The following is a 24,456-nucleotide window of genomic DNA, read 5'->3' on the forward strand; positions in this document are numbered from 1 at the left end:
CGCGATGTCACACACCAGTGGCCCCCGAAGGACCAGCCTTGTCGCCGCCGCGGCTTTGGCGGTGGTGTCAGTCATCGCCGCGGCCCCGGCGGCTGCCGCGACCGACACGTGGCATTCGAACGACGATGTCTATCACTACTTCAAGGTGCCGCAGTCGCAGGCCAGCAGCATCGTCGGCGGAACGCCGGCAACGCTCGAACTGGAGGCGAACATCGGCCCGAGCGGCACCTGGTCGGCGCTCGCGCTCGACCCGAGCGGCTCGGACTACGCCGCGAACGTCGGTCCGCTCGATCCCGGGCTGTACTACTACCAGTACACCGCGACCATGCCGGACAGGTCGAAGGTGTCCTTCCGCCAGCCCGGCAGCCCGGTGGCGGTGACGTCGAAGCCGAACTGGAACACCTTCTTCGTGCCGGGTGAGTCGGTCGCGTGGATGGACGACGTCGCTGCGGGCGGGACGGTGGAGGAACTGTCCTACCCGAGCGCAGCGGCGGCGGAGGACCGCACGGCCCTGGTGTGGACGCCGCCCGGCTACGACTCCGCCCGGGCCGAGGCGTACCCGGTCCTGTACCTGCTGAGCAGCGAGGGGCAGACCGCTCGTGAGTGGCTGGAACTCGGCCGGGCGAAGCAGATCCTCGACAACCTGGTCGCCGGCGGGGACGCCAAGCCGATGGTGGTCGTCATGGCTGACGCCACTTCCGCCGACCCGCGCGCCGAGCTGCTCAACGCCATCGTTCCCGCAGCACGGGCCGGCTACCACATCTCGTCTCGGCCCAGGAGTCAGGCGCTGGCCGGTGTCGCCACGGGTGCCGAGCAGGCGATGAGCATCCTCCGCAGCGATCCCGGCGCATTCGCCTACGTCGGCTCCTTCTCCGGCTCCGTCGACGGCCCGATCACCAAGGCGGAGGCCAAGGCGATCAACAAGGGCACCAAACTGCTCCGGGTATACGTCGGCAACACGCTCGATCCGTCCTACAACGACAACTACGACATGCTGGTGGACCTGAAGAAGTCCGGCGTGAAGGTCGAGTTCGACGGCGTCAATCCCGACGACGGCGCCACCTGGGACGCGTGGCGGGAGAACCTGCGGGACTTCGCCGCTCGGCTCTTCGGACAGAAGGTCGTCCGCCACGGCGCCAGCACGGGACACCGCGCGCTGACCCGGCCGTACGCGCCCCCTGCGGCCGGGTCGATCACGACCCCGCACATCGACCCGCACGGCATCGTCACCTTCGAGACCGGCACCCAGTGGGCCGGCGCCAAGGACGTCACGATCTGGGGCAACTGGGCGCCGAACGGCCAATGGTTCCGGATCCCGATGAACAAGCAGCCCGACGGCCGCTGGCGAACGACGATCGGACCGCTCGACGGCTACTACTACTACCGGTACGTGGTCGACGGCGTCGACATGAAGGACCCGGCCGACACCGTCAACACCCACGTGATGGAGTCGCAGCTCTTCGTGCCGGGCACGTCCGACGCGATGCTCGCCGATGTCCCCGAAGGCAGGGGCGGCACGGTCTCGCTGATGACCTACGACGGAGGCCAGGGCGCGGAGCGCTACGCGTACGTCTGGACGCCGCCGGGCTACGATGCCGACCGCGCAGCTGCCTATCCCGTGCTGTACCTGTACCACGGCGGGGGCCAGAACTACGGTAGCTGGCTCGAAACCGGGCGTGCCAAGCAGATCCTCGACAACAGCTACCGCAACGGGACCATGGTGCCGATGGTGGTGGTCATGCCCGACCAGAACGGCGTCGACTTCTGGACCGACCTCAGCCAGCACGTGAGGCCAACCGCGGCGGAGAAGTACCACATCTCGACTGATCCGAACGAGCAGGCGCTCGCCGGTCTGTCGTGGGGAGCCATGAACACCCTCGGCACCTGGCTCGGCCACCCGGGCGAGTTCGCCTACATCGGCGCCTTCTCGGGGGGCCTGCTCTCCTACCCCACCGCCGTCGACGTCCAGGCGGTCAACGAAAGCACCAAGCTGGCACGGTTGTACTCCGGTGACGTCGACTTCACGTACACGTTGACCCAGAACGCGATGCAGTGGCTGGCCGCCCAGGGCATCGAATACGAGTACGCCGGCACCTGGGTCGGACCGCATGGCTTCGACACCTGGATGGCGGATCTGATCGACTTCGTGCCGCGGATCTTCGCGCCCGAGTACCGGCTCGGCGCGGTGCGGCCACCGCTGGCCGGCGACGGCTCCGACATCGTCAACGCCGGACGCCCCGTGCCGGTCAGGTTCACCGTGACCGACGCGGACGGCGAGCCGGTCACCGACGCGCGACCGCGCCTCTATCTCGTGAAGAAGACCGACGGTGTGGCCGGCCACCGCGTTCCGGCCGCACCTGTCCAGAAGCGGGCGGACAACACCGCACGCTACAGCGCCGCACGAAAGCAGTACATCTTCCACTGGGACACCACCGGGCTCGCCCCGGGTGCCTACGAGTTGCAGATCGACCCGGTCCGCGGCCCCGTTCACACCGTCGCCCTGACCATCAACTGACCTCGCGTCACGCGGCCGGCCCGCCCTGGATCGGGCGGGCCGGCCGCTGCGTCCTGGGGTGGTGAATGGTGCGGTCTTATACGCTGGCCGACGAATCGAGGAGCGGCGGGAGGGGCCCGTGGCACGCAAGACCAACAGGTCGGCGACGATGCGCGACGTCGCCCGACTCGCCGGGGTGTCGATCAAGACGGTGTCCAACATCCTCAACGGCTATCAGTACGTGCGTCCGGAAACCCGCGAGCGGGTGGACGACGCGATCCGTGAGCTGGGCTACCACGTGAATGTGTCGGCCCGGAACCTGAGCCGGGGCCGGACCGGGGCGATCGCCCTGGTGCTGCCGTCGCTGCGCGTCGTGTACTTCGCCGAACTTGCGGACGCCGTCATGCGAGAGGCATCCAGGCGGGGCCTGACCGTCTTCATCGAGCAGACCAACGCTGAGCGCGACCGCGAGCTGCGGGTACTTGACGGCAGCTACCGGTCACGCTTCGACGGCGTGCTGTACTCTCCGCTCGCGCTGGGCCAGCAGGACCTCCCGCTGTTCGACGTCGACTTCCCCCTCGTGCTCCTGGGCGAGCGGGTGTTCGATGGCGGCCTCGACCACGTCACGATGAGCAACGTCGAGGGAGCACGTGCGGCGACCGAGCACGTCCTCGGCCGGGGCGCGACCACGGTCGTTCCCCTGGGAGTCAAGGACGATCCAACGCCGAGCAGCGGAACCCTGCGGTTTCAGGGCTTCCGGGACGCCCTGCGGTCACGAGGGTTCGCCGTCGACCCACGCGCGATCATCGGGGTACCCGACTATTTCCACTCCACCGGCGCCACGACGATCGCTCGCATCCTTGACAGCGGCGTCAAGCCCGACGCGGTGGTGGCGTTCGCCGACACACTCGCGCTGGGTGCGCTCGCCGCCTTTCAGGACCGCGGCCTCCGGGTTCCCGAGGACATCCTGCTGATCGGTTTCGACAACATCGACGAAGCGAACTACTCCCGGCCTCCGCTGAGCACCATCGACCCCGGACGCGACGTGATCGCACACCAGGCGGTCGCCCTGTTGGAAGAGCGGATCCAGCTCCAATTGGACGGTGTGCCGCGAGAGGAACAGCCGGCGCCCCGGAGGATGGTCGTCGACTTCGAGCTGATCCAGAGGCAGTCGACGCTGCGCTGAGGCCGTGCCACACCGTTTTGCGCAATCGTCCGAATTGCATTGACCGTCATCTATGCCGGTGTACGATGGACCTGCCGGTAGATCGAGGGCTGCCCGGCTCACCGGGATCCACCCAACCAGGAACGCCCACCAACAACGTGGGAATTCCTGGCGCGGTCGTCGCTGCGGGCGCCGGTATCGCTCTGCTCGTCGTCGGACCGGCAGCCCGACGCTGAGAGGTTCGGATCCCGTCACCCCCACCATGACGGTTGAGCAGCCGGATCGCGCCGTGCTGCAGCCTAATCCGACCGTCCGTGTCGACCGGCACGGAAGGCAGTTCGAGGATGACGAGCTCCGGCTCGCCGTGCAGCGAAAGGCAGCACCATCGAGAGCTCTGCAGCGTGAAGAGGAGAAGGAGACCGTCAATGGTGAAGACCGGTTTCGCGCCCCCGCGATCAAGGGGGCACGGCGGAGGCGCCAGGAGTCCAGGACGTAGGTCCTTGGCGCTCGGGCTGGCGTGGGCTGTGGCAGCGAGCGGGCTCGCCGCGTTCGCGCGGCCGACGTCGGCCTCCGCCGAGGACACGCCGGCGTACCGGAACACCTCGCTGCCATTCAGCGTCCGTGCGGCGGACTTGGTTTCGCGCATGACGCTGGAAGAGAAGTACGACCAGCTCATAGCGATGCAGCCGCATGCCACCTGGCGTGCGAAGCCGAAGGCGATCGACCGGCTCGGCGTGAGGTCGTACGGGTACTGGGGAGAGGCGAACCACGGGATCTACTTCCCGACCGTCCCCGGCAACGGCAACTACACCCAATATCCGCAGAGCACCTCGATCGCATCGACGTGGAATTCAGATATCACCCAGGAGATCGCCGGCGGTATCGCTGACGAGGCCCGCGTGACCTACAACACGTCCTGCCCGCCGGGTGTGGCGAACCCCAACCCCGCCGGTGGCGCCTGTCACGGCTTGACCTATTGGTCGCCGAACCAGAACCTCAACCGCGATCCCCGCTGGGGGCGGGCGGACGAGTCCTACACCGAGGATCCGTTCCTGGCAGGCCAGGTGGCCGGCGCCTTTGTGACCGGTCTGCAGGGCGACACCGCATCGCGTCCCGACACGGTACCCACCGGGGCGGCCGACTACATTCAGGCGGTCGCCACGCCGAAGCACTATCTGGCGAACAACTCCGAGGCGAACCGTGACTTCGGCACGTCGAACATCACCGAGCGTTCGATGCACGAGTATTTCCTGCCGCCCTTCGCGGCCTCGGCCGGCGAGGCGGGCGCGCGGTCGCTGATGGCCGCTTACAACGCCTTCTCCGTGGTGGAGGACTACACCACGGACTACCCGTCCGCATCGAGCTACCCGACCCTGTGGAGCCCGCGCGACGATGCCACCCCCGGCGGTACTCCCGGTACGCCGGCTGCGGCGAGCCGGTACGCCATCGAGACCATGCTGCGCAGGTCGTACGGCTTCGACGGCTTCATCGTCTCCGACTGCGACGCGATCACCCGCGTGCACGGAACCGGAACGTCGGGCCACTCGTGGCGGCCCGTGCAGCTCGGCGGTGCGACGCAGATCAGCAAGACCCTCGGTAACGCCTGGGCGCTCAAGGCGGGCACGGACCTTGACTGCTCGGGCGGTGACTACCCGACGGCGAGCGGACTCCCGGCGGCTCAGAGCCAAGGCTTTGTCGGCGAGGCCGACATCGACATCGCGCTCGTCCGCGCCTTCACCGCGCGGTTCCAGTTGGGCGAGTTCGATCCCGTCGCCTCGGTACCGTGGAACAGCGAGTCCTACTCGCTGTCGGAGGCCGGCGATCCCGACGTCAAGCTGGCTTCGCCGGCGCACCGTGCGATCGCGCACGAGTCTGCCCTCGAGGCGCCCGTGCTGCTCAAGAACGACGCCAGAACGCTCCCGTTCGCGGGCGCTGTGAGCGGCAAGACAGTCGCCCTGGGGCATGTGGACGCCCTCAACAGGTTCCAGTCGGGTTCCTACTCCGGGCCCACGGCTGTCAACACCACCTTTGCCCAGGCGTTGGCCGGACGGACGGGGTCGGCCACCTCGGCCGTGACCGCGGGCTCCAGCACGCCGTTCCTGTCCAGCCACCTCGCGGTGTTCCCCGACGTCCTCGACGCCAGCGGCACCGCGATCACCACCTCTCTGTGTGCCAGCAGCCCCTGCGATCCCGTCGCGGATGCGGCGACCGCCGAATACCAGATCTCACAGGCCGACAATGTCGTGGTCGTCGTCGGTCACCGGAACAACGACGGCGGAGAGGGTACGGATCGCGCAACGGTCGTCATGCCGCGCATGCAGGCCGAGCTGATCCGGGACTCGATCGCCCCGCTCGCCCAGAAGTACGGCAAGAAGATCGCGGTGTGGATCCAGGCCAAGACCATGGTCGACGTCAGCGCGGTCAAGGACCTGCCGAGCGTGGGGGCGATCGTCTGGTCGTCCTTCAACGGCATGTATCAGGGCAGGGCGATGGCCGAGCTGCTGTTCAACGACGCGGTGGCGCTGGAGGACGGGCGTACCGCGGTGGCCAACTTCTCCGGCAAGCTGCCGCTGACCTGGTACTCCGACATCGACGCACAACTTGGACCGGCGGCCGCGCCGGACCGCGGGATCGAGGACTACCGGATGACCAGGGCGGAGGGCGCCAGGTGCGGCCGGACGTACCTCTACTACCAGGTCGGCCCCGGTTGCGCGGCGCCCCACTACGTGTTCGGTCAAGGTCTGTCGTACTCGCCGTTCGTCTACGGCACCCCGAGACTGTCCTCCTCGAAGATCACTCCCGACGATCCGGTGACGGTCTCGGTGCCCGTGTCGAACCAGGTCGCCAACTGCCCGGGCAAGGCTGTCGTGGAGGTCTACGCCAAGGCTCCGAAGGGCGCCGACGGGAACCAGCGTCCGCTCAAGCAGCTGAAGGGTTTCGTCAAGACCGGCCTGATCACCGGGACCCCCGAGACGGTACAGGTCACCATTGACGCCGGTGACCTGTGGTTCTGGGACAACGTGAAGCACAAGAAGGTGTTCCCCACGGGCGACTGGACCATCCTGGCCGGTCCGAGCTCGGCCGACGCGGACCTGAAGTCGGTGACGGTGCGGGTGGTCGGACACCGCACGGCCGGTGTCGAGGTGGTCTCGGCGCAGCCGGACGCCACCGAGTTGAGCCTGGACACTCCCGACAACCGGATCAACGCCCAACTGTCGGTCACCAAGCACGACATGACGTTCTGGAATCTGTCCGATCGGGCGCTCAAGGTGAAGTACACCTCCTCCGACCCGTCGATCGCGACGGTCGACGCCCGCGGCTCGGTCACGCCCGTGTCCACCGGCACCGTCCTGATCACGGCCAAGGCCACCGCCAACGGGGAGAGCAAGTCGACCACCTTCCCGGTCGTGGTGACGTCCGGCGCACCGGACGCCACCGGCTCGGCGTTCCCGAACGCTTACACGTCGCTGGTCGACTTCGGTGACCGGGCAGTCAAGCTCGACCAGGCCCGCTTGGGGACGCAGCTGTCCGCGAGTGTGTTCCCGCCGAACCCGACAGCGACGTACAGCTACCAGATCGCCCCGATGGACACCAACACCGCCGAGGCGAGCGTCACCTCGGCGGGAGTCCTGACCGCGACCAGGACCGGGCATGCGCGGGTCACTGTCACCGCAACGATTGGCGGCGTGCAGATGTCGGAATCCGCCCTGGTAAGGATCACACGCAGGCACCGGTTGGGCGGGTGCGGCCACCGCTGGCCAGCGGCGGCTCCGTTCACGCCATCGCCCTGAACAGCAACTGACCTCGCGGCGCGCGGCCGGCCCGCCCCGGATCGGGTCGGCCTTGTGCCTGCCGATTCATGCGTCCGTGCTGGTCATTCCTACTGACGGAGCGGGGCCGGACGTGTTCGGCTTCAACAAGTAGTTCAGTTGCTGTGGCAACAGCGACGTGACCACCACCGGCACATGCGAGATTGTGTCCGGCGCCTCGCCGTGCGCGGTGCGGTAAACCCCGTCCGGGCAACGTGCTGATCGACCACCGACAGTGCCTGCGTGCTCGGTCGGAGTTCACTGCCGGTCATGATCCCTTGGCTGCGCCCCGCGTCAGGGAGTCACGGCGATGTTGGTCAACCCCGCGGTGGCGTTGCGGACCGAGTTCGAGGCGTACACGACGTTGGGGTTGCCGGCGCACTTCGACGTCGACGTGACGCGGATCGCGTAGGCGCCCACTCCACCGAGGTCGGCGGTGTTGGCCCGCCACACGTTGCCGCACCCGTTCGCGAACGCGGGCGTGCTGGTCGGGTTGTGTGTCTCGTACCCGTTGGCGAACGTGCCCGGGGTGGCGAACGTGCCGGTGTTGTCGTCGATGGTGTAGCCGATGCCCTTGACGTCGACCCAGGAGTCGGCGGAGTTCCGGCCGGAGATGCCGCGCCCGTCGAACGTGTTGGCGCGGATGACGCCGTCGAACGTGCCCTCCTTGACGTCGATGTGCTCGGCGCTGACGTACGGGCCGATCCGGTTGCCGATGACCTGGACCCGGTCGGAGCGGTCGACGCCGTCGGAGTTGCCGTGACATCCCCAGTTCGATCCGGCGGAGCCGATGTAGACACCTTCGCCGTATCCGGGTTGCGTCAGGCCGGTGTGTTCGACGATCGAGTCACGGATGACCCCGTCGGCCGAGGAACGGCGGAAGTGCACGCCCTCCTCGTCGGTGTGATGCACGTGCAGACCGTCGACGACGACGTGCGGGGAGCCGTCGATCACGACGCCCTTCTTGGCGTCCCGGACGGTGAAGCCGGTCAGGTTCCAGTAGGGCGCGGCGAACACCCACAGGCCGTACCCCGGGTCCCAGCCGGTCGTCGGCACGGGGCACGGGGGTGCGGCGCCGGACGGTCCGTCGTTGACGAGCACCGACGTCCGCGGCCCGGTCAGCGTGATCGGCCTGCCGGCGGTGCCGGGGCGTCGGATGAGGAACGGGCCGTGGTATTCGCCCGCGGCGAGCCGGATCGTCTGCCCGGGCAGGGCTTCCACCAGGGCGGCGTCGAGCTGGTCGGCGGTCGAGACGTCCACCACGGTCCCGGTCGGCTCGGTGGGTGAAGGGCTCGGACCGGGCGACCGGCTGGGCGACGGCGTCGGGCTCGACGGGATGGGGCTTGTGGGCGCGGGACCGCCGGCACACGGCAGCCCGTCGACGGTGCAGCCGGACGGCAGCCCGGCGCCATCGGCGTTGAAGCCGAAGCTCTGCTGCCCACCCGCAGCGACGACGACCTCGGCACCGTATCCGGTGTTCCAGACGGAGGTCTGCACGATCCGGGCGGTCAGCACCGGACCGGCCGCGAGCGCGGGCGCCGCGGCGGACGCGGAGATGAGCAGGAGAGCCGCGGCCAGGCCGGTCAGGGTGCGGTGGCGCATCGTAGCTCCGGCGCTCCGGCCACCGGCTTGTATCCGCAGGCCAGCTCCCAGCCGCCGGGCAGCACGGCCACCCGGTCGAAGCCGACCTCCTTGAGCAGGCTGGTGTAGAACTCGACCTCCCGCAGTCGGCTGACGCAACTGTCGACACCGATCAGGAAGTAGCTCCAGAAGAACTGCATCGCCAGGCGGTCCGGGGTGCGGAACTCCTCGCAGATCACCAGCAGCCCGCCCGGGTCGAGGGCCGCGTACGCCTTCTCGACCAGCCGGCGGGCGACGTCGTTCGGCCAGTCGTGCAGCACCCGGACGAACGCCATGGCGTCGTAGCCGGTGGGCAGCGGCTCGGCGAGGAAGTCGCCGCCGACGAAGCCCAGCCGGGCGTCGTGCCCGGTGCGGGTCCCGGTGGCCTGCACCAGCGGCGCCACCGCCGGCAGGTTGAACACGTCGACCCGCAGCCCCGGCGCGTCGTCGAGGATGTGCGCGGCGAGCGTGCCGTCACCGCCGCCGACGTCCAGCAGACGGCGCCGGTCCGACCACAGCCGGTCGGCGTGGCGGTGCGTCGTCTCGATCACCGGGCCGAGACCGACGGCCATGCTGCGCTCGAAGTCGGCGGTCTGCGCGTCGGTCTTCGGAGGCCAGGCGAAGTCGTCGTCGCTCATGCTCACGTCGCCGCGCAGGCTCTCGGCCAGCCGCCCGTGCAGCAGCCGCCAGGGGTAACGGTCCCGGTCCCGTTCGACGGCGCCGGGGCCGACGACCGCCGTGACGGCGTCCCGGAGACCGGGCACCGCGCGGTACGTGGCCGTCGTGATGTCGTCGTCCGGCTCACTGCGTTCGACGACGCCGAGGCTCTCCAGGCAGTCGAGGAACTTGTAGAGCCGCAGGGGGCGCAGTGCGAACCGGTCGGCCAGCTCACCGAGGCGCGCCGGCCCGGGATCGAGGGCGTCGAGCAGGCCCGTGCCGAGCGCGGTCTCCAGCACGTCCATGGCCTTCGGCCCGTTGGCGAGCAGACTCATCAGCGCCCGGGGGGACAGCGTGACAGTCACCCTTTCAGCTCCTCTTCCAGGGCGTCCATGAACGTGTCGATCTCGTCGAGGGTGTTGTAGACGTGCGGGCCGACCCGCAGGTAGCCCCGCCAGCTACAGACCATGTCGCGCGCCACCAGCCGTCGTTTGACGGCTTCGCCGTCGACGACGTCCAGGCACACGACGCCGCCGCGCCGGTGCGGCTCGGTCGGGCTGACCACGTCGATGCCGGCCGCCGCGGCCCGCTCCAGGATCCGACCGGTGCAGGCGAGCGAGTGCCGCCGGATCGCGCCGGCGCCCACCCCCGCCAGCAGGTCCAGGCCGACCTGGGAGATCAGCGAGGTCAGCGGGAACGGCGTCCCACCGGCGAACCGTCGGGCCCGGTCGGCCCAGCCGGTCGACGGTTGGAACGTGAAGGCCCGGTCCCCGGCCTGCCAGCCGGTCGCCGCCGGCTCCAGTTCCGGCACCAGATCCGGGCGTACGTAGCAGAAGGCGGTGCCGACGCCGCAGAGCCACTTGTGCGCGCCGCCGAGGACCACGTCGACGCCGAGCGTGGTCACGTCCAGCGGCATGACCCCGATGCTCTGGAAGGCGTCGACGACCACAAGCGCGCCGACGTCGTGGGCGCGCCGCACCAGCCGGGGCAGGTCGATGGTGGCGCCCGAGGAGAAGCTGGCGTGCGGGACGCACACCAGCAGCGTCCGTTCGTCGATCCGTGCCTCGACGGCGTCCTCGTCGAACCGCGGGCCGCCGGAGCCGACCACGTCGAGCCGGGCGCCGTACCGGCGGAACGCGTTCCAGATGAACGGCACCGTCGGATACTCCAGGTCGGTGGTGACGATCCGGTTCCGCGGCGGGCGGTAGTCGAAACAGGACGCGACCCGGGCGAGCAGCGTGCTGAGATTCGCGTCGGTGACCACGCTGCCCGCGGGCGCGCCGATGAACGCGGCGACGGAGTCGGCGTACCGGTCGAGGCCGACGTGCCAGTCCTGCCATACCTCGTCCCGCCAACTCCGCAGCGTCCGCCAGTAGCCGGTGAGCACCCGCTCCGCGCCCCGTGGCACCGCGCCGGTCGAGTTGTTGTTCAGGTAGACGCCGGTACTCAGCAGGGGGAACTCGGCGCGCAGCGCGGCGTGCGCGCTGGTGTCGAGGCACTCGGGCGTGTCGGGGTCGGGGTTCCGGTGCGGTGCACTCACTCGGGGCTGCCTCCGGTCGGCTCGGTGTGGGGACGGGGTTCGGGTTTCGCCGGCGACGGAGGTGAAGACCGGGATGGACCGGGCGGCGGCCAGATAGGGCGTACCCTCCGTGTAGCCGGTGCCGGGCCGGGGGCCGAGCATCCGGGTGGCGAGCCGGTGGTGCGTGCGCCGCCACTGGAGCACCGCGGCGGCGAAGGACCGCATCTCCCGCTCGATCCGTTCGCCGTCGGGCGCGGCGAGCAGGCCGTTCCGCGCCGCCGTGCGGTACGCGTCGTCGATCGACGGTTGCCCGGCGTGCACCAGGTCGCGTACCTCCGGCACCTGGCGGTACGCGGCCGAGTCCAACCGCGACCCGTCCGGTGTGCGGCACAGCGACTCCATCAGCTTGTAGGAGCGGGACTGGATGGCGCTGGCGCCGGCGGTGTATTCCCGGAACGTCCGGAACGCCTCCGGCTGCATCGTGGCCAGCAGCGAGAAGAGCGGTCCGGCGGCGGTGAGCGACTCCCGGGCGTACGCCAGCCGATCGGCCGCCCGTCCCGCGTGGCCGGCGGCCAGGGCGGCGATGGTGGCGCGCAGCTCCTCGGCGATCTGAGCGAAGAGACACTCGTACGACTGGAGCACCCGGATGAACAGGTACTCGTCGTGCGACACGTGCACCGGCAGCATGCTCAGCCGCAGAATCAGATCCGCGTTCGGTTCGGCGTCGGCGGCGACGGCCCGCAGCTCGTCCGGGGTCGCCGCCGTCGCACCTCCGGGGACCGTCGCGGCGATGCCCAGCCGGGCGAGGGCGGGCGAGACGGCCCGTACGCCGAGCCGGTAGCGCTTGGCCACCACGTCCCGGCTCGGGCGCCGTTCGGGCAGCAGGTCGGTGGCGCCGGCGGCGGCGGTCAGCTCGAAGGCCAGCGCGTCGGCGACCAGGCGGACGAGGAGCCGGTCGGTGTCCCGGCGGGCGGTGGACCGGCCGGCGTCGGCCCCGACGGTGACGTCGTCCCCGCCGGGCAGCCGGAGCAGTCGCAGCGCCAGGTAGCTGCGGTAGTCGTACCGGCCGTCCCACTTGTCGAGCGCGACGTCGAGGAAGTCACCCAGCAGGCGGGCGCGCGGCTGCCGCGCGGTGAACCGGGTACGGGCCTGGTCGAGCAGGGCGAGCACGTCCTTTTCGACGAAGTGTTTACCGGCTCGGTGAAACTCCGCGAGCACCGCTGAGTACGGAAAACTGCCGGTGGCACCGCCGCCGGACAGCCAACTCGTCAGTTCACGCACGAAGCCGCACCTCGACATTTCGGTCGCCACGCAGGTGGGCGAGAGGAATTGACAATTACTGGTGAACGAGGATTGTCAACCGTGGCCGGCCGGTGATTCGGGTCCGGCGGCGGGCTTCAGGCGGGCTCGCCACAGTTCCGGGAAGAAGCGGTGTCCGACGAGCTTGGCGAGCATCGTCGCCTCGGCGCCGCCGGGATCGTGGCCCCCGACGCGCAGGGCGACCCGATAGTGCCGCGTCCGCCACAGCGACACCCGTTCGTCCCACTCGATGAGCGCCTCGGCGAGCCGCTGGACGGGGTCGGCGGGATCTGGCCGGCCCAGCGTGGCCGGCTCGACGCCCTGGGCTTCGAGGTGCTCGGCGAAGACCCGACCGAGCTGCCGGCTGGCGGCCTGGACCTGCCGCCAGCCGGGTGACTCCGCCCCGGATCCCTTGCCCAGAGCCGGTTGCATGGCCTGGAAGTCGGCCGGGGACAGGTGCCGGAACATGTCCAGCTGGTCGGTGACCAGCCGGATTCCGAGCGTCGCCCGGGCCAGCAGCGACTCGGTCGCCGCCAGTTCGCCGGCACGCAGCCGGGTGACCGCCTCGGTCAACTCGGCGGCGGCGAGCTTCAGCCACAACTCGGTGGACTGGTGCACCACCTGGAAGAGCAACTCGTCGCGGTGGATCATCTCGGCCGGACGCCGTTGCAGGTCGAGCAGCGTGTCCAGTCGCATGTAGCGCGCATAGTCCGTGGCGCCGTCACCAGGCAGCACAGGTGAGTGGTCCTGCTTCACGGAATTGATTCCCTCCGGTCGGCGCGGCGTCGGAGTCCGACGGTGTGATCACGCGCGTGCAGCGCACATTATGCAACGACAGGCAACAATGTGTCATCCGCCTGATGTGATCGTTCCGCGGACGAGCGGCGGACGTTTTTCCGCCACCGGAACGGTCGGACTCGGGTGGGTGGACCACCCCGCCGGCCCGGCAAACCCGCCGCCGGCAGGCAGGATGTCGGCCTGACCGTGGACGGTTCCGGAACCGGCCGGGCGGTTCCGGAACCGTCACCGGCTCACCAGCCGACGGCGACGAGCAACCACTGCGGGTCGCCGTGGGAGACGAACGACGACTGGTCGGCGACGTCGTCGTACGGGAAGCCGTAGGCGCGACCGCCGAGGGCGCGATCGTGCCAGAACTTCGCGTACCAGTTGGCCGGCGACTGCTGGTAGAAGCGGGCCGGGTCCTCCCACTGTGCCCGGGGCAACTGCGCGGTGTGCCGGTTCAGCGCCGCGCAGCCGGTCGGGTCACCGGCGAACCGCCCGGCGCAGCCGAAGATGTCCGACGTGGCCGCGGGCAGCCCGACGGAGTTGGCGTACGCGGTGAAGTAGCCGGCGTACTGGCCGCCGGCCCGGAACTGCGGCGAGCTTCCCGGCGCCGGGATCCGGTAGGGCGCCTCGATGCTGGCCAGGTGCTTGAACTCCGCCGGCACCGCGTCGGCGAAACGCTGGAAGGTCGCCGAGCGGTCCTCGGCGAAGGTCGTCTCGTTCTCGCCGACCGCGACGTCGTAGCCGTCGCGGGCGTGCAGCCGCATCGCCAGTTTGAGGGCGAACGCGTCGACCCGGGTGGTGTTGCCGTTGAACTGGTTCGCGCCGACCGTGAACTCGATGAAGTCGCTGTACTGGCTGGTCGGCGAGCCGAGGCGGAAGTACATCCGGCCCGCCGAGTTCACCGGCATGTCCAGGTAGGGCTGCTCGGCGATGGAGCGCGTCTGACCGTTGAAGCTCCAGTAGACCTGGCTGTCGGGGTAGCGGCCGTTGGTCCGGTTGAGCACCTTGACGGTGAGCACGTTGCGGGCCGGCGGGATGCCTGTGGTGTCGCCCCAGAAACCGCCGGCCGGCGGCGGGGTGGTCGGTGGTGGCGTCGAGCCGCCGGTGGTGGCGACCGCCACCTCCCAGAGCGAGTAGCCGTAGGGCGTGGCCCGTCCGGTGCCGTACATCCGCACGTACCGCCCGGTGCCGGTGACCGCGATGGTCTGCGTGCCGCCGGCGCCGGTGGTGGTGGAGTGGACGGTGGTCCACGGCCCGTCCGGCGCGGCGGCCGTCTGGAGTTGGAAGGCGACGGCGTAGGCGGCCTCCCAGCGGAGGGTGACCTGGCAGATGTCCTGGGTGGCGCCGAGGTCGATCCGCAGCCACTGCGGGTCGGCGAAGGCGCTCGACCAGCGGGTGCCGGTGTTGCCGTCGACGGCGGCCGACGCCGGGAAGGCGGCGCTCTCGACCGACGAGGCGACCGCCTGTCGGCCGGCTGCCACGTTGCCGCCGCAGGCGGCGACCCCCGGGTCGGCGCCGGCCGAGGCGGCGTCGGCGAGCATGCCGCCGGCGAGCAGGGTGAGGGCGGTCGCGGCGGCGGCGAGCCACCGACGCCCGGGACGGCGGCGGTGGTGGACGGGACGGCCCGGCGCGAGCCGGTGCGGGACGGGTGGGGTGGGGGACATGAACGCCTCCTTCGGTGGATCCGACGGAGGGCGCTCTCTCGGTCACCGAGGGTGGACCCGCATCGCGGTCGCTGTCAAGGAGACATCCCTTTCCATGATCTTTTCCGGACCTTCCCCACTTCGTTGACTTGAACGAAGAGCGTCGATGACGCTGGATTCGAGGGCGCTCTCTCCGCACCATCCCGCCACCACCATCCGGGAGCCGCACATGCCCACGACACCACCGCTGCCCGTACCCGCGCGCCGCCGGCACCGCCCGGCCGCCGTGGCGCTGGCGCTGCTCGCCCTCCTCGCCACCTACCTCGTCGTGCCCGGCCCGGCCGCCGGCGCGGCCGGGCCGCTGATCTCGCAGGGCCGCCCGACCACCGCCTCGTCGACCGAGGGCGCGGCGACGCCGGCCGCCGCCGCCACCGACGGTGACGCCGGCACCCGGTGGTCGAGCGCCTTCGCCGACCCGCAGTGGCTCCAGATCGACCTCGGCGCGACCGCCACCGTCGACCAGGTGCAGCTCGTCTGGGAGGCGGCCTACGCGACCGCGTTCCAGATCCAGGTGGCCCCCGCGCCGTCCGGGCCGTGGACCTCCGTCTACTCGACCACCGCCGGGGCCGGCGGCACGCAGACCCTCGCGGTGACCGGCTCCGGCCGGTACGTGCGGATGTACGGCACGGGCCGGGCCACCGGCTACGGCTACTCGCTCTGGGAGTTCAGGGTGTTCGGCAGCATCGGCACCACGCCGCCGCCCAGCGGCCGGCCGATCTCCGAGTTCCGGACGGTCGCCGCGTCCTCGTGGGAGGGCGGCAACGCCCCCGCCGCCGCGCTCGACGGACGTAGCACCACCCGCTGGTCGAGCCAGTTCGGCAGCGACCCGCAGTGGCTCCGCGTCGACTTCGGCGGCGTTGCCACGATCAACCGGGTGGTGCTCGCCTGGGAGGCCGCCTACGCCACCGGCTACCGGCTGGAGACGTCGACCGACGGGTCGACCTGGACGACGATCTACGCCACCACCACCGGCCGCGGTGGCACCGAACAACTCACCGTCAGCGGCACCGGCCGCTACCTGCGCCTGTACGGCACGGCCCGGGCCACCGGCTACGGGTACTCGTTGTGGGAGCTACAGGCGTATGGCAGCGTCGACGACACCGCCACCACCGCGCCGCTGCTCTCCGGCCCCACCCGCCCGCCGGCGACCCGCAACCAGTTCACCCTGACCGCGCCGGCCGACGCGGCGATGGTCACCACCACCCGCCGACCCGCGCTGAGCTGGACGGCGGTCACCGGCGCGACCCGCTACCAGGTGTGGATCAACATCAGCCGCACCGACTACGACTTCACCGCCACCGGCAACCTGCTCGACCTCTACACGAAGGTCGCCGAGCCGACCGGCACGTCCTACACGCCCACCTGGGACCTGCCGGACCGCTGGACCTACCAGTGGTACGTCACCACGGTCGGCGGCACCCCGGTCACCTCGAACATCCGCCGCTTCAGCGTCTACCTGCCCACCCTGGAAAGCGTCGCCGACGGGATCGGCGTCGTCGCCGGCGCCCGCGACCTCAACCGGAACGGGTCCATCGAGCCGTACGAGAACTGGCGGCTGCCGGTCCAGACCCGGGTGGACGACCTGCTGGCGCGGATGACGCCCGAGGAGAAGGCGTACCAGCTCTTCTACAACGCCCAGGCGTACCCCCGGTCGGGGTGGCACTTCGGCCCCGCGCAGGCGGCGGACCTGCACCAGCAACTGCTCGCCTCGGCCGGCACCCGGCTGGGCATCCCGTTCGTCTCCGCGGGCGACACCATCCACGGCTACCAGACGACCTACCCGATGCAGAGCGCGCTCGCCGCCGCGAAGAACTACCCGCTCGACTACCAGCTCGGCGACGTGCAGCGGCGGGAACAGTTGGAGGTCGGCACCCGCGGCGTGCTCGGTCCGCTGGCCGAGGTCGGCACCAAGGTGATCTACCCGCGTATCCAGGAGGGCAACGGTGAGAACGCGCAGGTCGCCGCGGCCCAGGTTCGCGCCCTGGTGGCCGGCCTGCAGGGCGGCCCGGAGCTGAACCCGCACTCCGTGCTGGCGACGGTCAAGCACTGGCCGGGCGAGGGCGCGGGCGGCGAGGCGCTGATCGTCTACGACAGCGTGACGATCAAATACCACATGATCCCGTTCCGGGCGGCGATGGAGGCGGGCGCGGTCAACATCATGCCCGGTTACGCGGGCAGCTCGCTGCTCGACCCGGGCGGTCCCGGCGCCGGGGACAGCGCCAAGATCCTCGCCTACCTGCGGCAGAATCTCGGCTACCAGGGCCTGATCACCACCGACTGGCTGCCCTCGGGATCCTGGATCGGCGCGGCGAAGGCCGGCTCCGACGTGATGGGTGGCGCCGACCCGGGCGCGGCCGGCTTCTCGATCGCCGACTTCGTGGCGAACGTGCCGGCGTCGCGGATCGACGACGCGGTCCGGCGGGTGCTGCGGGTGAAGTTCCAACTCGGCATCTTCGAGGCACCGTACGGCGATCCGGTCAACGGTCCGTACCGCTTCCACCAGCCGGCGTACGCGGCGCTGGCCAACCAGGCCGCGCGGGAGTCGATGACGCTGCTGAAGAACGACGCCGGCACGCTACCGGTGCGGCTCACCGCCGGTGACGACATCGTGGTAGCCGGTCCCCGCGCGGCCGACGGCGGCTCCTGCTGCGTGTGGACGAGCTTCTTCCACGCCGAGTACGGGTCGCAGTCGATCCTGGACGCGGTCCGCGCCCGGGCCGCGCAGGCCGGGGTGACCGTTCACCAGGACGACAGCCCGAACCCCAAGCTGGCGGTCGTCGCGGTCGGCGAAGCGTCCTACACCCACGCGACGAACTGGCCGAAGGAACAGCCCTACCTGCCGCCGGACCAGCTCGCGGTGATCCAGAAGTTCCGCGCCCGGGGCATCCCGGTGGTGGTGGCGCTGGTCCTGCCGCGGCCCTACGTCATCACCGAGTGGCGGGACCTGGCAAGCGCGATCGTGGTCACCTACCGGGGCGGTGAGGAGATGGGTCCGGCCCTGGCCGGCCTGCTCTTCGGGGACTACCAGCCGCGCGGCAAGCTGCCCTGGCAGTTGCCCCGCAACCTGTCCGACGTGCTGCGCCCGGGCGGCACCGACACCCCGGCCGACGCCGTCGAGGCGTGGGACCTGCCGTACGACCTGGGTGCGACCGCGGCCGAACGGTCGCAGATCCGGGCCGCGATCGACGCCGACCAGCCACCGGCGACCACCTACGGCAACCCGCTCTACCCGTACGGCGCCGGGCTGACCGGCTTCTGAGGCGGTCTCCCGGCCGGCGTGCGCGACGCCGGCCGGGAGGACGCCCTCGCCGAGGTGCGTGGGACGAACCAGGGTTCGTCCCACGCACCTCACCCGTTCGGCCGGTTAGCGCTCGACGCCGAGCGCACGGGCTGGCCTTCTTCGTTCGTCACCGCCCTGGAGGCCGGGCGCACCTCGTGGGCCGCGCCGTTGGACGCCCGCAGGCTGGCGCGCCTGCGTCACCCGCCCGGCCGCGCCGCGGTATTGACAGACCGCGCTCCGACCGCAGAGGCTGTGTAGAGCGATGTCTATCGATGCTTACGGGGGCACGATGCGACGCAGGATCTTCGCGCTGGCCACGACCGCCGCGGTCGTCGTCGGCGGGGCCATGACGATGGTGCTACCGCCGGCCTACGCCGCGGCGTCGTGCACGGTGGACTACACGGTCACCCGGGAGTGGTCCGGCGGCTTCTGGGCCGAGCTCACCGTCACCAACCTGGGCTCTCCCGTCACCGACTGGTGGCTGCGGTTCCGGCAGGCCAACGGTCAATCGATCACCATGGGTTACGACCGGCTGCCGGACGGATACACGCTCGGCAGCGGCGAGTTGTACCCGCTGACCACGCTCCGTCCACCGGCCGGATCCACGCTGCCGACCGGCGCCTCGGTGACGGTGCGGTTCGGCGGCAACTACCAGGGCGCGAACCCCGAGCCGACCGAGTGGTTGTTGAGCGGCCAGCCGTGCGACGGGGACGTCGCCAGCCCGCCCCCCTCGTCGCCGCCGGCCTCCTCGCCGCCGCCATCCTCGCCCCCGCCCCCCTCGTCGCCGCCGGTCTCGGGGAGCCCGCGGCCCAGCCCCACCCCCAGCCCGCTGCCGGGCGGGCCGTCGGTGGCGCTCACCTCGCCCCTGCCCGACGACTTCTTCGCCGCGCCGGGCGTCATCCCGATCCGTGCCGAGGCCACGGCGGCGACGGCCGGCCGGCGGATCGAGCGGGTCGAGTTCCGGGAGCGCGGCACGTTGCTCGCCGTGGACACCACCGCGCCGTACGCGTTCGACTGGCGCGGCGTGCCGCCGAACACCGGTACCCGCATCACCGCCACCGCCTACGACAGCAGCGGCGCCCAGGCCACCGCCGAGGTCCGCGGCATCCGGGTGCTTCCGCCGCAGGCGCCCGGCGCCGCGCCCGCGCTGAAGGCGTTCGGCAACCGCATCCGCACGGTCACAACCGACCCGAGGCCGTACCGGCCACGCGGAATCATCCGGTCGGCCGTGCCCGGCGAGTGCGCGTGGGGACCGATCCGCTGGGACGGCCCGGTCGACGACGCGTCCGTAGCCGCGCTGCGGGCCCGCGGCGTCGACGCGGTGCGGGTCGTGCTGAGTGACGCCTGTTACGCCTACCCCGGCACCGAGCGGCAGAACCGTGTCGGCTACCTCGACGAGGCGGCCCGGTACGTCGACCGGCTCGCCCGGGCCGGCATCACACCCATCGTGTCGCTGCGCCAGAGCGACGAATCCGCCGCCCGCAATTTCTGGGGCGCGGTGGCGGAGGTGTTCGGCGACGACAACGCGGTGGTCCTCGACATCTCGCCCGACAGCTTCCCGGCGCTCGGCGGCGCCGATCCCGGGGTGGTCTGGACCTGTTGGCGCGACGGCGGTCCCGCGTGCCTGGGCACCGGCCTACCGACCTTCGGCGTGCAGGAGCAGATCCGCCTGCTCCGCGTCCGGGGCGCGTTCAACCTGGTCCTCGCCGCCGGGATCGACGGCGGCAACGACCTGAGCCGGTGGCTGGAATACCGCCCGGCCGACCCGGGCGGCCGCAGCGTGGCCGCCGCCTGGCGCGTCGACGACCGCTCGGCCTGCGCCACGCCGGCCTGCTGGCAGTCCACCCTGCTCCCGGTCGCTGCCCAGGTGCCGCTGGTCGCCACCGACGTCAGCGCCGGCCCGGCGGCGCCGACGTTCGTGCGGCGGACCGTCACCTGGCTCGACCGGCACGGCATCGGCCACCTGCGCCGGTGACCGGGGCAGGGGCAGGCCACACCGGCAGCCGCGGACCCGCCAGTACCTGCTGCTGGAGCATGCGGGGGGCGTGCGAGCTTCCGAAGTCACCCGGGCTTGTGGGTGTGAAACGTTGGCTGGGCAGCCGATCGACCGCATCTCGCGCCGCACGTGAGGATGGGTGCCGTGCGTCGACTCGTGGTCTGGTGGTCGGCCCGGGCTGAGAAGCTGGTCCATGGGGTCGCGGTGGCGGCGGCTGCGGTGTCGGCACTGGTGATCGCGTGGATGAAGCCCGGCTGGTTGCCGCTGGCCGTCGGCGTGGGCGCGGCCGGCGGCGTGGAACTGCTCGGGTATGTCCAGCGTCGCCAGGCGCGCCGCCGGAAGCACGAGTTGGCCTGGCGGGCGGCGTTCGCCGATCCCGGTGACGAGGTCCCGGACGCCACGGGCAGTTCGTTCGCCCTGCTCGACCCGCACGCCGCCGTGGTCGACCTGGTGCACGTCCCGCAGTTCGCCGCCGGGCTCGCGGACTTCGACGCGTGGTTGGCGACCGACGACGGCACGCGGGTCTGGCGAGTGCAGGGGCCGCCCGGTTCCGGCAAGACGCGGTTCGCGGTGCAGTGTGCTGAGCGGGCGGCAGCACAGGGCTGGTGGTCGGTATGGGCCCGGCCCGGCGCGGGCGCGGACGCCGTTCGCGTCGGAGCCGACGCGGACGTTCGGCTCGTCATTTTCGTCGACGACGCCGACGACGAACAGATGCTCGTGGCGGAGACGCTGCCCGAGCTGGCGAGGCTGGATGGACGGTTCCCGCTGCGGATCGTGCTGATCGCGCGCGACTTCGGCTGGTGGTTCGCCCGCGTCGCCGCGGAGCCCGGCTCGGCGGTGGGCGCGCTCGTCGCCCGCCGGCCCGCAGTGCTCGGCGCTCCGCTCACCGCGGCCGAACGGCGTGCGGTGGCGCGTGCGGCGGCCATCCGGTTCGCCCGGGAGAGGGGGGTCCAGGCACCAGCCGTCGCGCTACGCGACGATCGGGCCGGGACGCCGATGCTGTTGGTCCAAGCAGCCGCACTGCTGACGGTGTACGAACGGGAGGGCGCGGAACCCGCGGGGGTGAGCGTGCTCGACGTCCCGGTCAACCTGTTGCGGGTGGAGCACGACCAGGTGTGGCTGCCGCGGATGGAACTGTTCGAGTTCGACCCGGACGTCGACATTCGCGTACTCGTTCGCGCGCTCGTGCTGGCCATCCTGGTGGGCTTCGAGACCCGCGAGGACGCGTTGACGATGCTACGCCGCCTTCCCTGGTTCGAGTCGGCCGGCGGGTCGGGCCTGGAGGCGGTGCTCGCGTGGATGCGGCAGCTCTATCCGTCGGTCGCCGGCTATTGGCTGCGCCCGCGGCTGCCGTCGATCCTCGGCGAATACCTGGTCGCCAGCACGCTCGCCGGGGACCCCGAACTGGTCGGCGTCCTCGCGCGGATCGTGGCCGCCGAGCCGGGTCGGTACCGCGCGGTGATCCACCGGTTGACGGCGTCGGCGGCGTTCCTCGATGAGGCCAGGCAGGCGCTCGCGGCGATCGTGGCGACCGCGCGCGGGCCGTTGCTCGCCATCACCGTCCAAGCCGCGAGCGCCTCCGCCGTGGTGATCGATCGGGAGATCGCCGGTGTGGTCGCCCGAACCACGCTGAGCCTTCGGCAGCTCGACGAGGTACAGGCCGCCATCGACCAGGGTGGGCCTTCGGCGGCGTACACCGCGGTCGAACTGGCTCGTCAGCGGCTGACCTATCAGACGACCGAGGTGGACCGGGCCGCGGCGCTCAGCGACCTCGGGCGGCGACTGACCCACGGCGGCCACTTCGAGCAGGCACTCGACGTACGACGGCAGGCGGCCGAGCGGTGGCGCGTCGTGGGGCTCGCCGACCAGCCCGTCGAGCCCGTCCCGTCCGTCTGGCGACGCATCGGCGAACGGCTCCGCGGTGGTGCCCGGGCTCCACGGATACCGGTCACCGAACAATACGCGGCGGCGCTGTCCGATCTCGGCGATTCGTTGGGCGTCCTACGGCACCACGACGAAGCGTTGCGGGTCCGCCGGCAGGCGCTGAAACTGTGGCAGAGCCTCGCCACCGGGGACGCCACCGCGTACCAGGCCCGGTACGCCGAGGCCGTGGGCGACGTGGCTCTGTCGTTGGACGGGGTCGGCGACGCGGCTGCGGCGCTTGAGTTGCATCAGCGGTCGGTGCAACTGCTGCAGGCGCTGCGGGACCCGGCGTACTGGCGGAGCCTGGTTCGGCGCACCGACCAGTACGCGACCGCGATCCGGAACAGCGATCCCGACGAGGCGCTTGTCATGCGGCAGCGGATCGTGAAGCTCTGGCAGGAGATGCCGGACACGCACACCCACGAACTGGCCATGGCGTTGAGCGCGCTCGGTGACCTGCTGGAGAGCCGCAGCCTCCACAAGCGTGCGGTTTCCGCGTTGGAGCGGGCGGACGCCCTGTGGGACGAACTGGTCGAGCACCATCCTGACCTCCACGGTCCGGGGCAAGCCCTGGCCCTGCTCGACCTGGGTGCCGCGCAAGCGTCGCTGGGCCTGGTGGTCAGGGCGACCCGCACCTACGCCAAGGCGGTCGACCTGTGGGAACGGCTAGTCTCGCTCGATCCTGGGACGCATCGTCACCTCCTCGCACTGTCCCTCCTGCGCCTCGGCGGCATCCAGATCGAGAGGCGGAAGCCCGCAGCCGGGATGGTGGCGACCCGGCGGGCCGTGGACCTGTTCGAGGAGTTGTTCGCGGAGGCGCCCGACCTGGTCGGCGCTAATCTCGGCGCGGCCCTGTCGAACCTGGGCCGGGGCCATGCCCTGCTGGGTGAGCGCGACCCGGCGGTGGTCTGCGCCCGGCGCGCCGTTGACCTGCTGCGGGGGCGACCGGACGACTCGCTGCGGGGCCGGCCGGACGACCTGCGGGATGCGGCAGCCGCGATGAATCAACTCGGTAGCCTCCTGCTCGACGCCGGCCACCACGACGAAGCACTCGCCCAGGTGCGGGAAGCCGTGCGGGTGACGAAGGGGCTGGCGGGTCGGGACCCGGCCCGGTACTCGAAGGACTACGCGCAGGCCCTGGGCACGCTCGGCGGCGCGCAGTTCAACACCGGCCGCCACCGGGACGCGGTCGCGACGCTTGGCGAACAGGTGCGGGTATGCCGGATCCTGGTCGGCGAGTTCCACGGCGACCGTGGGAAGCTCGCGTCGGCGTTGGCCCGACTCGCGCTTGCGCTGCTCGGTGAGGGGAGGGCGAGCACGGCGCTCGGGCACGTCCGGGAGGCGGCTGCGATTGTCGGCGCGCTCGGCGACGACGCGACGGACGCCGTCGGCATCGGCATCGATCTCGTTATGCTGGGCATGGCGTTCATGGACCTGGCCCATCTCGACGACGCGGAGGCGGCGTTCCGGCGGGCGGTCCGCCTGTTGCGTGGGCACGACAGCGAGGTCGGCAACCTCGGCTACGCCCTGACCGGCCTGGGCGCGACACTGCACGCGCAACAGCGCTATCTCGAGGCGGAGGCGGCCACCAGCGAGGCCATCAGGCACCTGCAGCGGTCCGCCGAGCGGGACGGTCGGCGCAACCACCCGCAACTCGCACACGCGTGGACGAACCTGGCCGGGCATCTGATCGCTATGCACCGGTACCGTGACCTCGCCGCGATCGCCGGCGAGGTCACCGAAGCGGTGGAACGCAGCGACCCGCCGCAGCCGTCGCTGATCGAGAAGCTTCCGATCATCCGGGCAGTGCTGCGGGACAACGTCTGATCTGTCCGGACCGCACGTCGCTCCAGGTGGTGGGCGAGGAGTGGACGGTCGCTGGCCGTGGACGCGGAGACGGTGGCGGTGATTCGCGACGAGGTGCACGGGTCCGGGGCAGCGCCGCGCCACTTGTTCCGAAACTTTCGGCGCGGTGCGGGTCGGGGAGTCGCCCTGCCGTCCGGCGCTCCTGCTGGCAGCGAGGTCATTGACGGATGACGGCGGCAGTTAGTAGCCTCAGCGCACCATATCAGGGCATGTAAATTTCTCGATAATTTTCGGAGGTGACGATCTCGCCGACGACGGGACCACAGCTGACTCGTCGGTGAGGCCACTCGTCGGCTTCTACCCGCGTGTCCCCGCTGGTGAGGACCCGTCGCCCTGATG

General features: G+C 71.0%; 11 protein-coding genes and 1 pseudogene. 6 read left to right on the top strand and 6 right to left on the bottom strand.

Going from position 1 to position 24,456, the window contains the following annotated elements; genetic code table 11:
• Nucleotides 1-61 precede the first annotated feature (61 nt).
• The 3 genes from O7613_RS07045 (at nt 62) to O7613_RS07055 (ending at nt 7,450) form a co-directional block, all read left to right on the top strand.
• A complete protein-coding gene (locus O7613_RS07045) occupies nt 62-2,515 on the top strand; it encodes an alpha/beta hydrolase-fold protein (protein ID WP_282292840.1) in 2,454 nt (817 codons plus the stop codon).
• Nucleotides 2,516-2,633: 118 nt separating this feature from the next.
• On the top strand, nt 2,634-3,680 hold the full coding sequence (locus O7613_RS07050) for a LacI family DNA-binding transcriptional regulator (RefSeq protein ID WP_281583588.1): 1,047 nt from the start codon (nt 2,634-2,636) through the stop codon (nt 3,678-3,680).
• 479 nt (nt 3,681-4,159) lie between these two features.
• Entirely contained in the window at nt 4,160-7,450 is a 3,291-nt protein-coding gene (locus O7613_RS07055; protein WP_282292842.1) for a glycoside hydrolase family 3 N-terminal domain-containing protein, read from the top strand.
• Nucleotides 7,451-7,762: 312 nt separating this feature from the next.
• Here the strand turns inward: O7613_RS07055 and O7613_RS07060 are convergent, their stop codons facing one another.
• The 6 genes and pseudogenes from O7613_RS07060 to O7613_RS07080 form a co-directional block, all read right to left on the bottom strand.
• Nucleotides 7,763-9,070: a hemagglutinin protein gene (locus O7613_RS07060; RefSeq protein ID WP_282292843.1), complete on the bottom strand. Its 1,308-nt coding sequence runs from the start codon at nt 9,068-9,070 to the stop codon at nt 7,763-7,765.
• Nucleotides 9,052-10,110, bottom strand: a complete 1,059-nt coding sequence (locus O7613_RS07065) for a methyltransferase (protein WP_282292844.1) — start codon at nt 10,108-10,110, stop codon at nt 9,052-9,054. Before O7613_RS07065 ends, O7613_RS07060 begins: the two co-directional genes overlap by 19 nt.
• Nucleotides 10,107-11,285: an aminotransferase class V-fold PLP-dependent enzyme gene (locus tag O7613_RS30785; protein WP_348775413.1), complete on the bottom strand. Its 1,179-nt coding sequence runs from the start codon at nt 11,283-11,285 to the stop codon at nt 10,107-10,109. Before O7613_RS30785 ends, O7613_RS07065 begins: the two co-directional genes overlap by 4 nt.
• A gap of 63 nt (nt 11,286-11,348) precedes the next feature.
• Nucleotides 11,349-12,563 (bottom strand): annotated as a pseudogene (locus O7613_RS30790) (tryptophan 2,3-dioxygenase family protein); the annotation flags it as partial.
• Between the two features lie 57 nt (nt 12,564-12,620).
• Nucleotides 12,621-13,319 carry a tryptophan 2,3-dioxygenase family protein gene (locus tag O7613_RS07075; protein WP_281583583.1) on the bottom strand — a complete coding sequence of 233 codons (699 nt, stop codon included), beginning with the start codon at nt 13,317-13,319 and terminating at the stop codon, nt 12,621-12,623.
• A 275-nt stretch (nt 13,320-13,594) separates the two neighbouring features.
• On the bottom strand, nt 13,595-15,013 hold the full coding sequence (locus O7613_RS07080) for a beta-1,3-glucanase family protein (protein ID WP_281583582.1): 1,419 nt from the start codon (nt 15,011-15,013) through the stop codon (nt 13,595-13,597).
• A gap of 145 nt (nt 15,014-15,158) precedes the next feature.
• Here O7613_RS07080 and O7613_RS07085 point away from each other — a divergent pair, with 145 nt between their 5' ends.
• From O7613_RS07085 to O7613_RS07095, 3 genes are all read left to right on the top strand, one after another.
• Nucleotides 15,159-18,311 carry a discoidin domain-containing protein gene (locus O7613_RS07085; protein WP_282292847.1) on the top strand — a complete coding sequence of 1,051 codons (3,153 nt, stop codon included), beginning with the start codon at nt 15,159-15,161 and terminating at the stop codon, nt 18,309-18,311.
• A 310-nt stretch (nt 18,312-18,621) separates the two neighbouring features.
• Entirely contained in the window at nt 18,622-20,307 is a 1,686-nt protein-coding gene (locus O7613_RS07090; RefSeq protein ID WP_282292849.1) for a cellulose binding domain-containing protein, read from the top strand.
• A gap of 165 nt (nt 20,308-20,472) precedes the next feature.
• Nucleotides 20,473-24,078 (top strand): tetratricopeptide repeat protein, encoded by a 3,606-nt coding sequence (locus O7613_RS07095; protein WP_282292852.1) that lies wholly within the window; start codon nt 20,473-20,475, stop codon nt 24,076-24,078.
• Nucleotides 24,079-24,456 lie beyond the last annotated feature (378 nt).

Source organism: Micromonospora sp. WMMD975 (genome assembly GCF_029581215.1).
Taxonomy (GTDB): domain Bacteria; phylum Actinomycetota; class Actinomycetes; order Mycobacteriales; family Micromonosporaceae; genus Micromonospora.

Excerpts from the sequence above, each read along its gene's own strand:
- O7613_RS07060 (WP_282292843.1), bottom strand. The coding sequence starts at position 9,070 with ATGCGCCACCGCACCCTGACCGGCCTGGCCGCGGCTCTCCTGCTCATC.
- O7613_RS07085 (WP_282292847.1), top strand. The coding sequence starts at position 15,159 with ATGACGCTGGATTCGAGGGCGCTCTCTCCGCACCATCCCGCCACCACC.
- O7613_RS07090 (WP_282292849.1), top strand. The coding sequence starts at position 18,622 with ATGCGACGCAGGATCTTCGCGCTGGCCACGACCGCCGCGGTCGTCGTC.
- O7613_RS07080 (WP_281583582.1), bottom strand. The coding sequence starts at position 15,013 with ATGTCCCCCACCCCACCCGTCCCGCACCGGCTCGCGCCGGGCCGTCCC.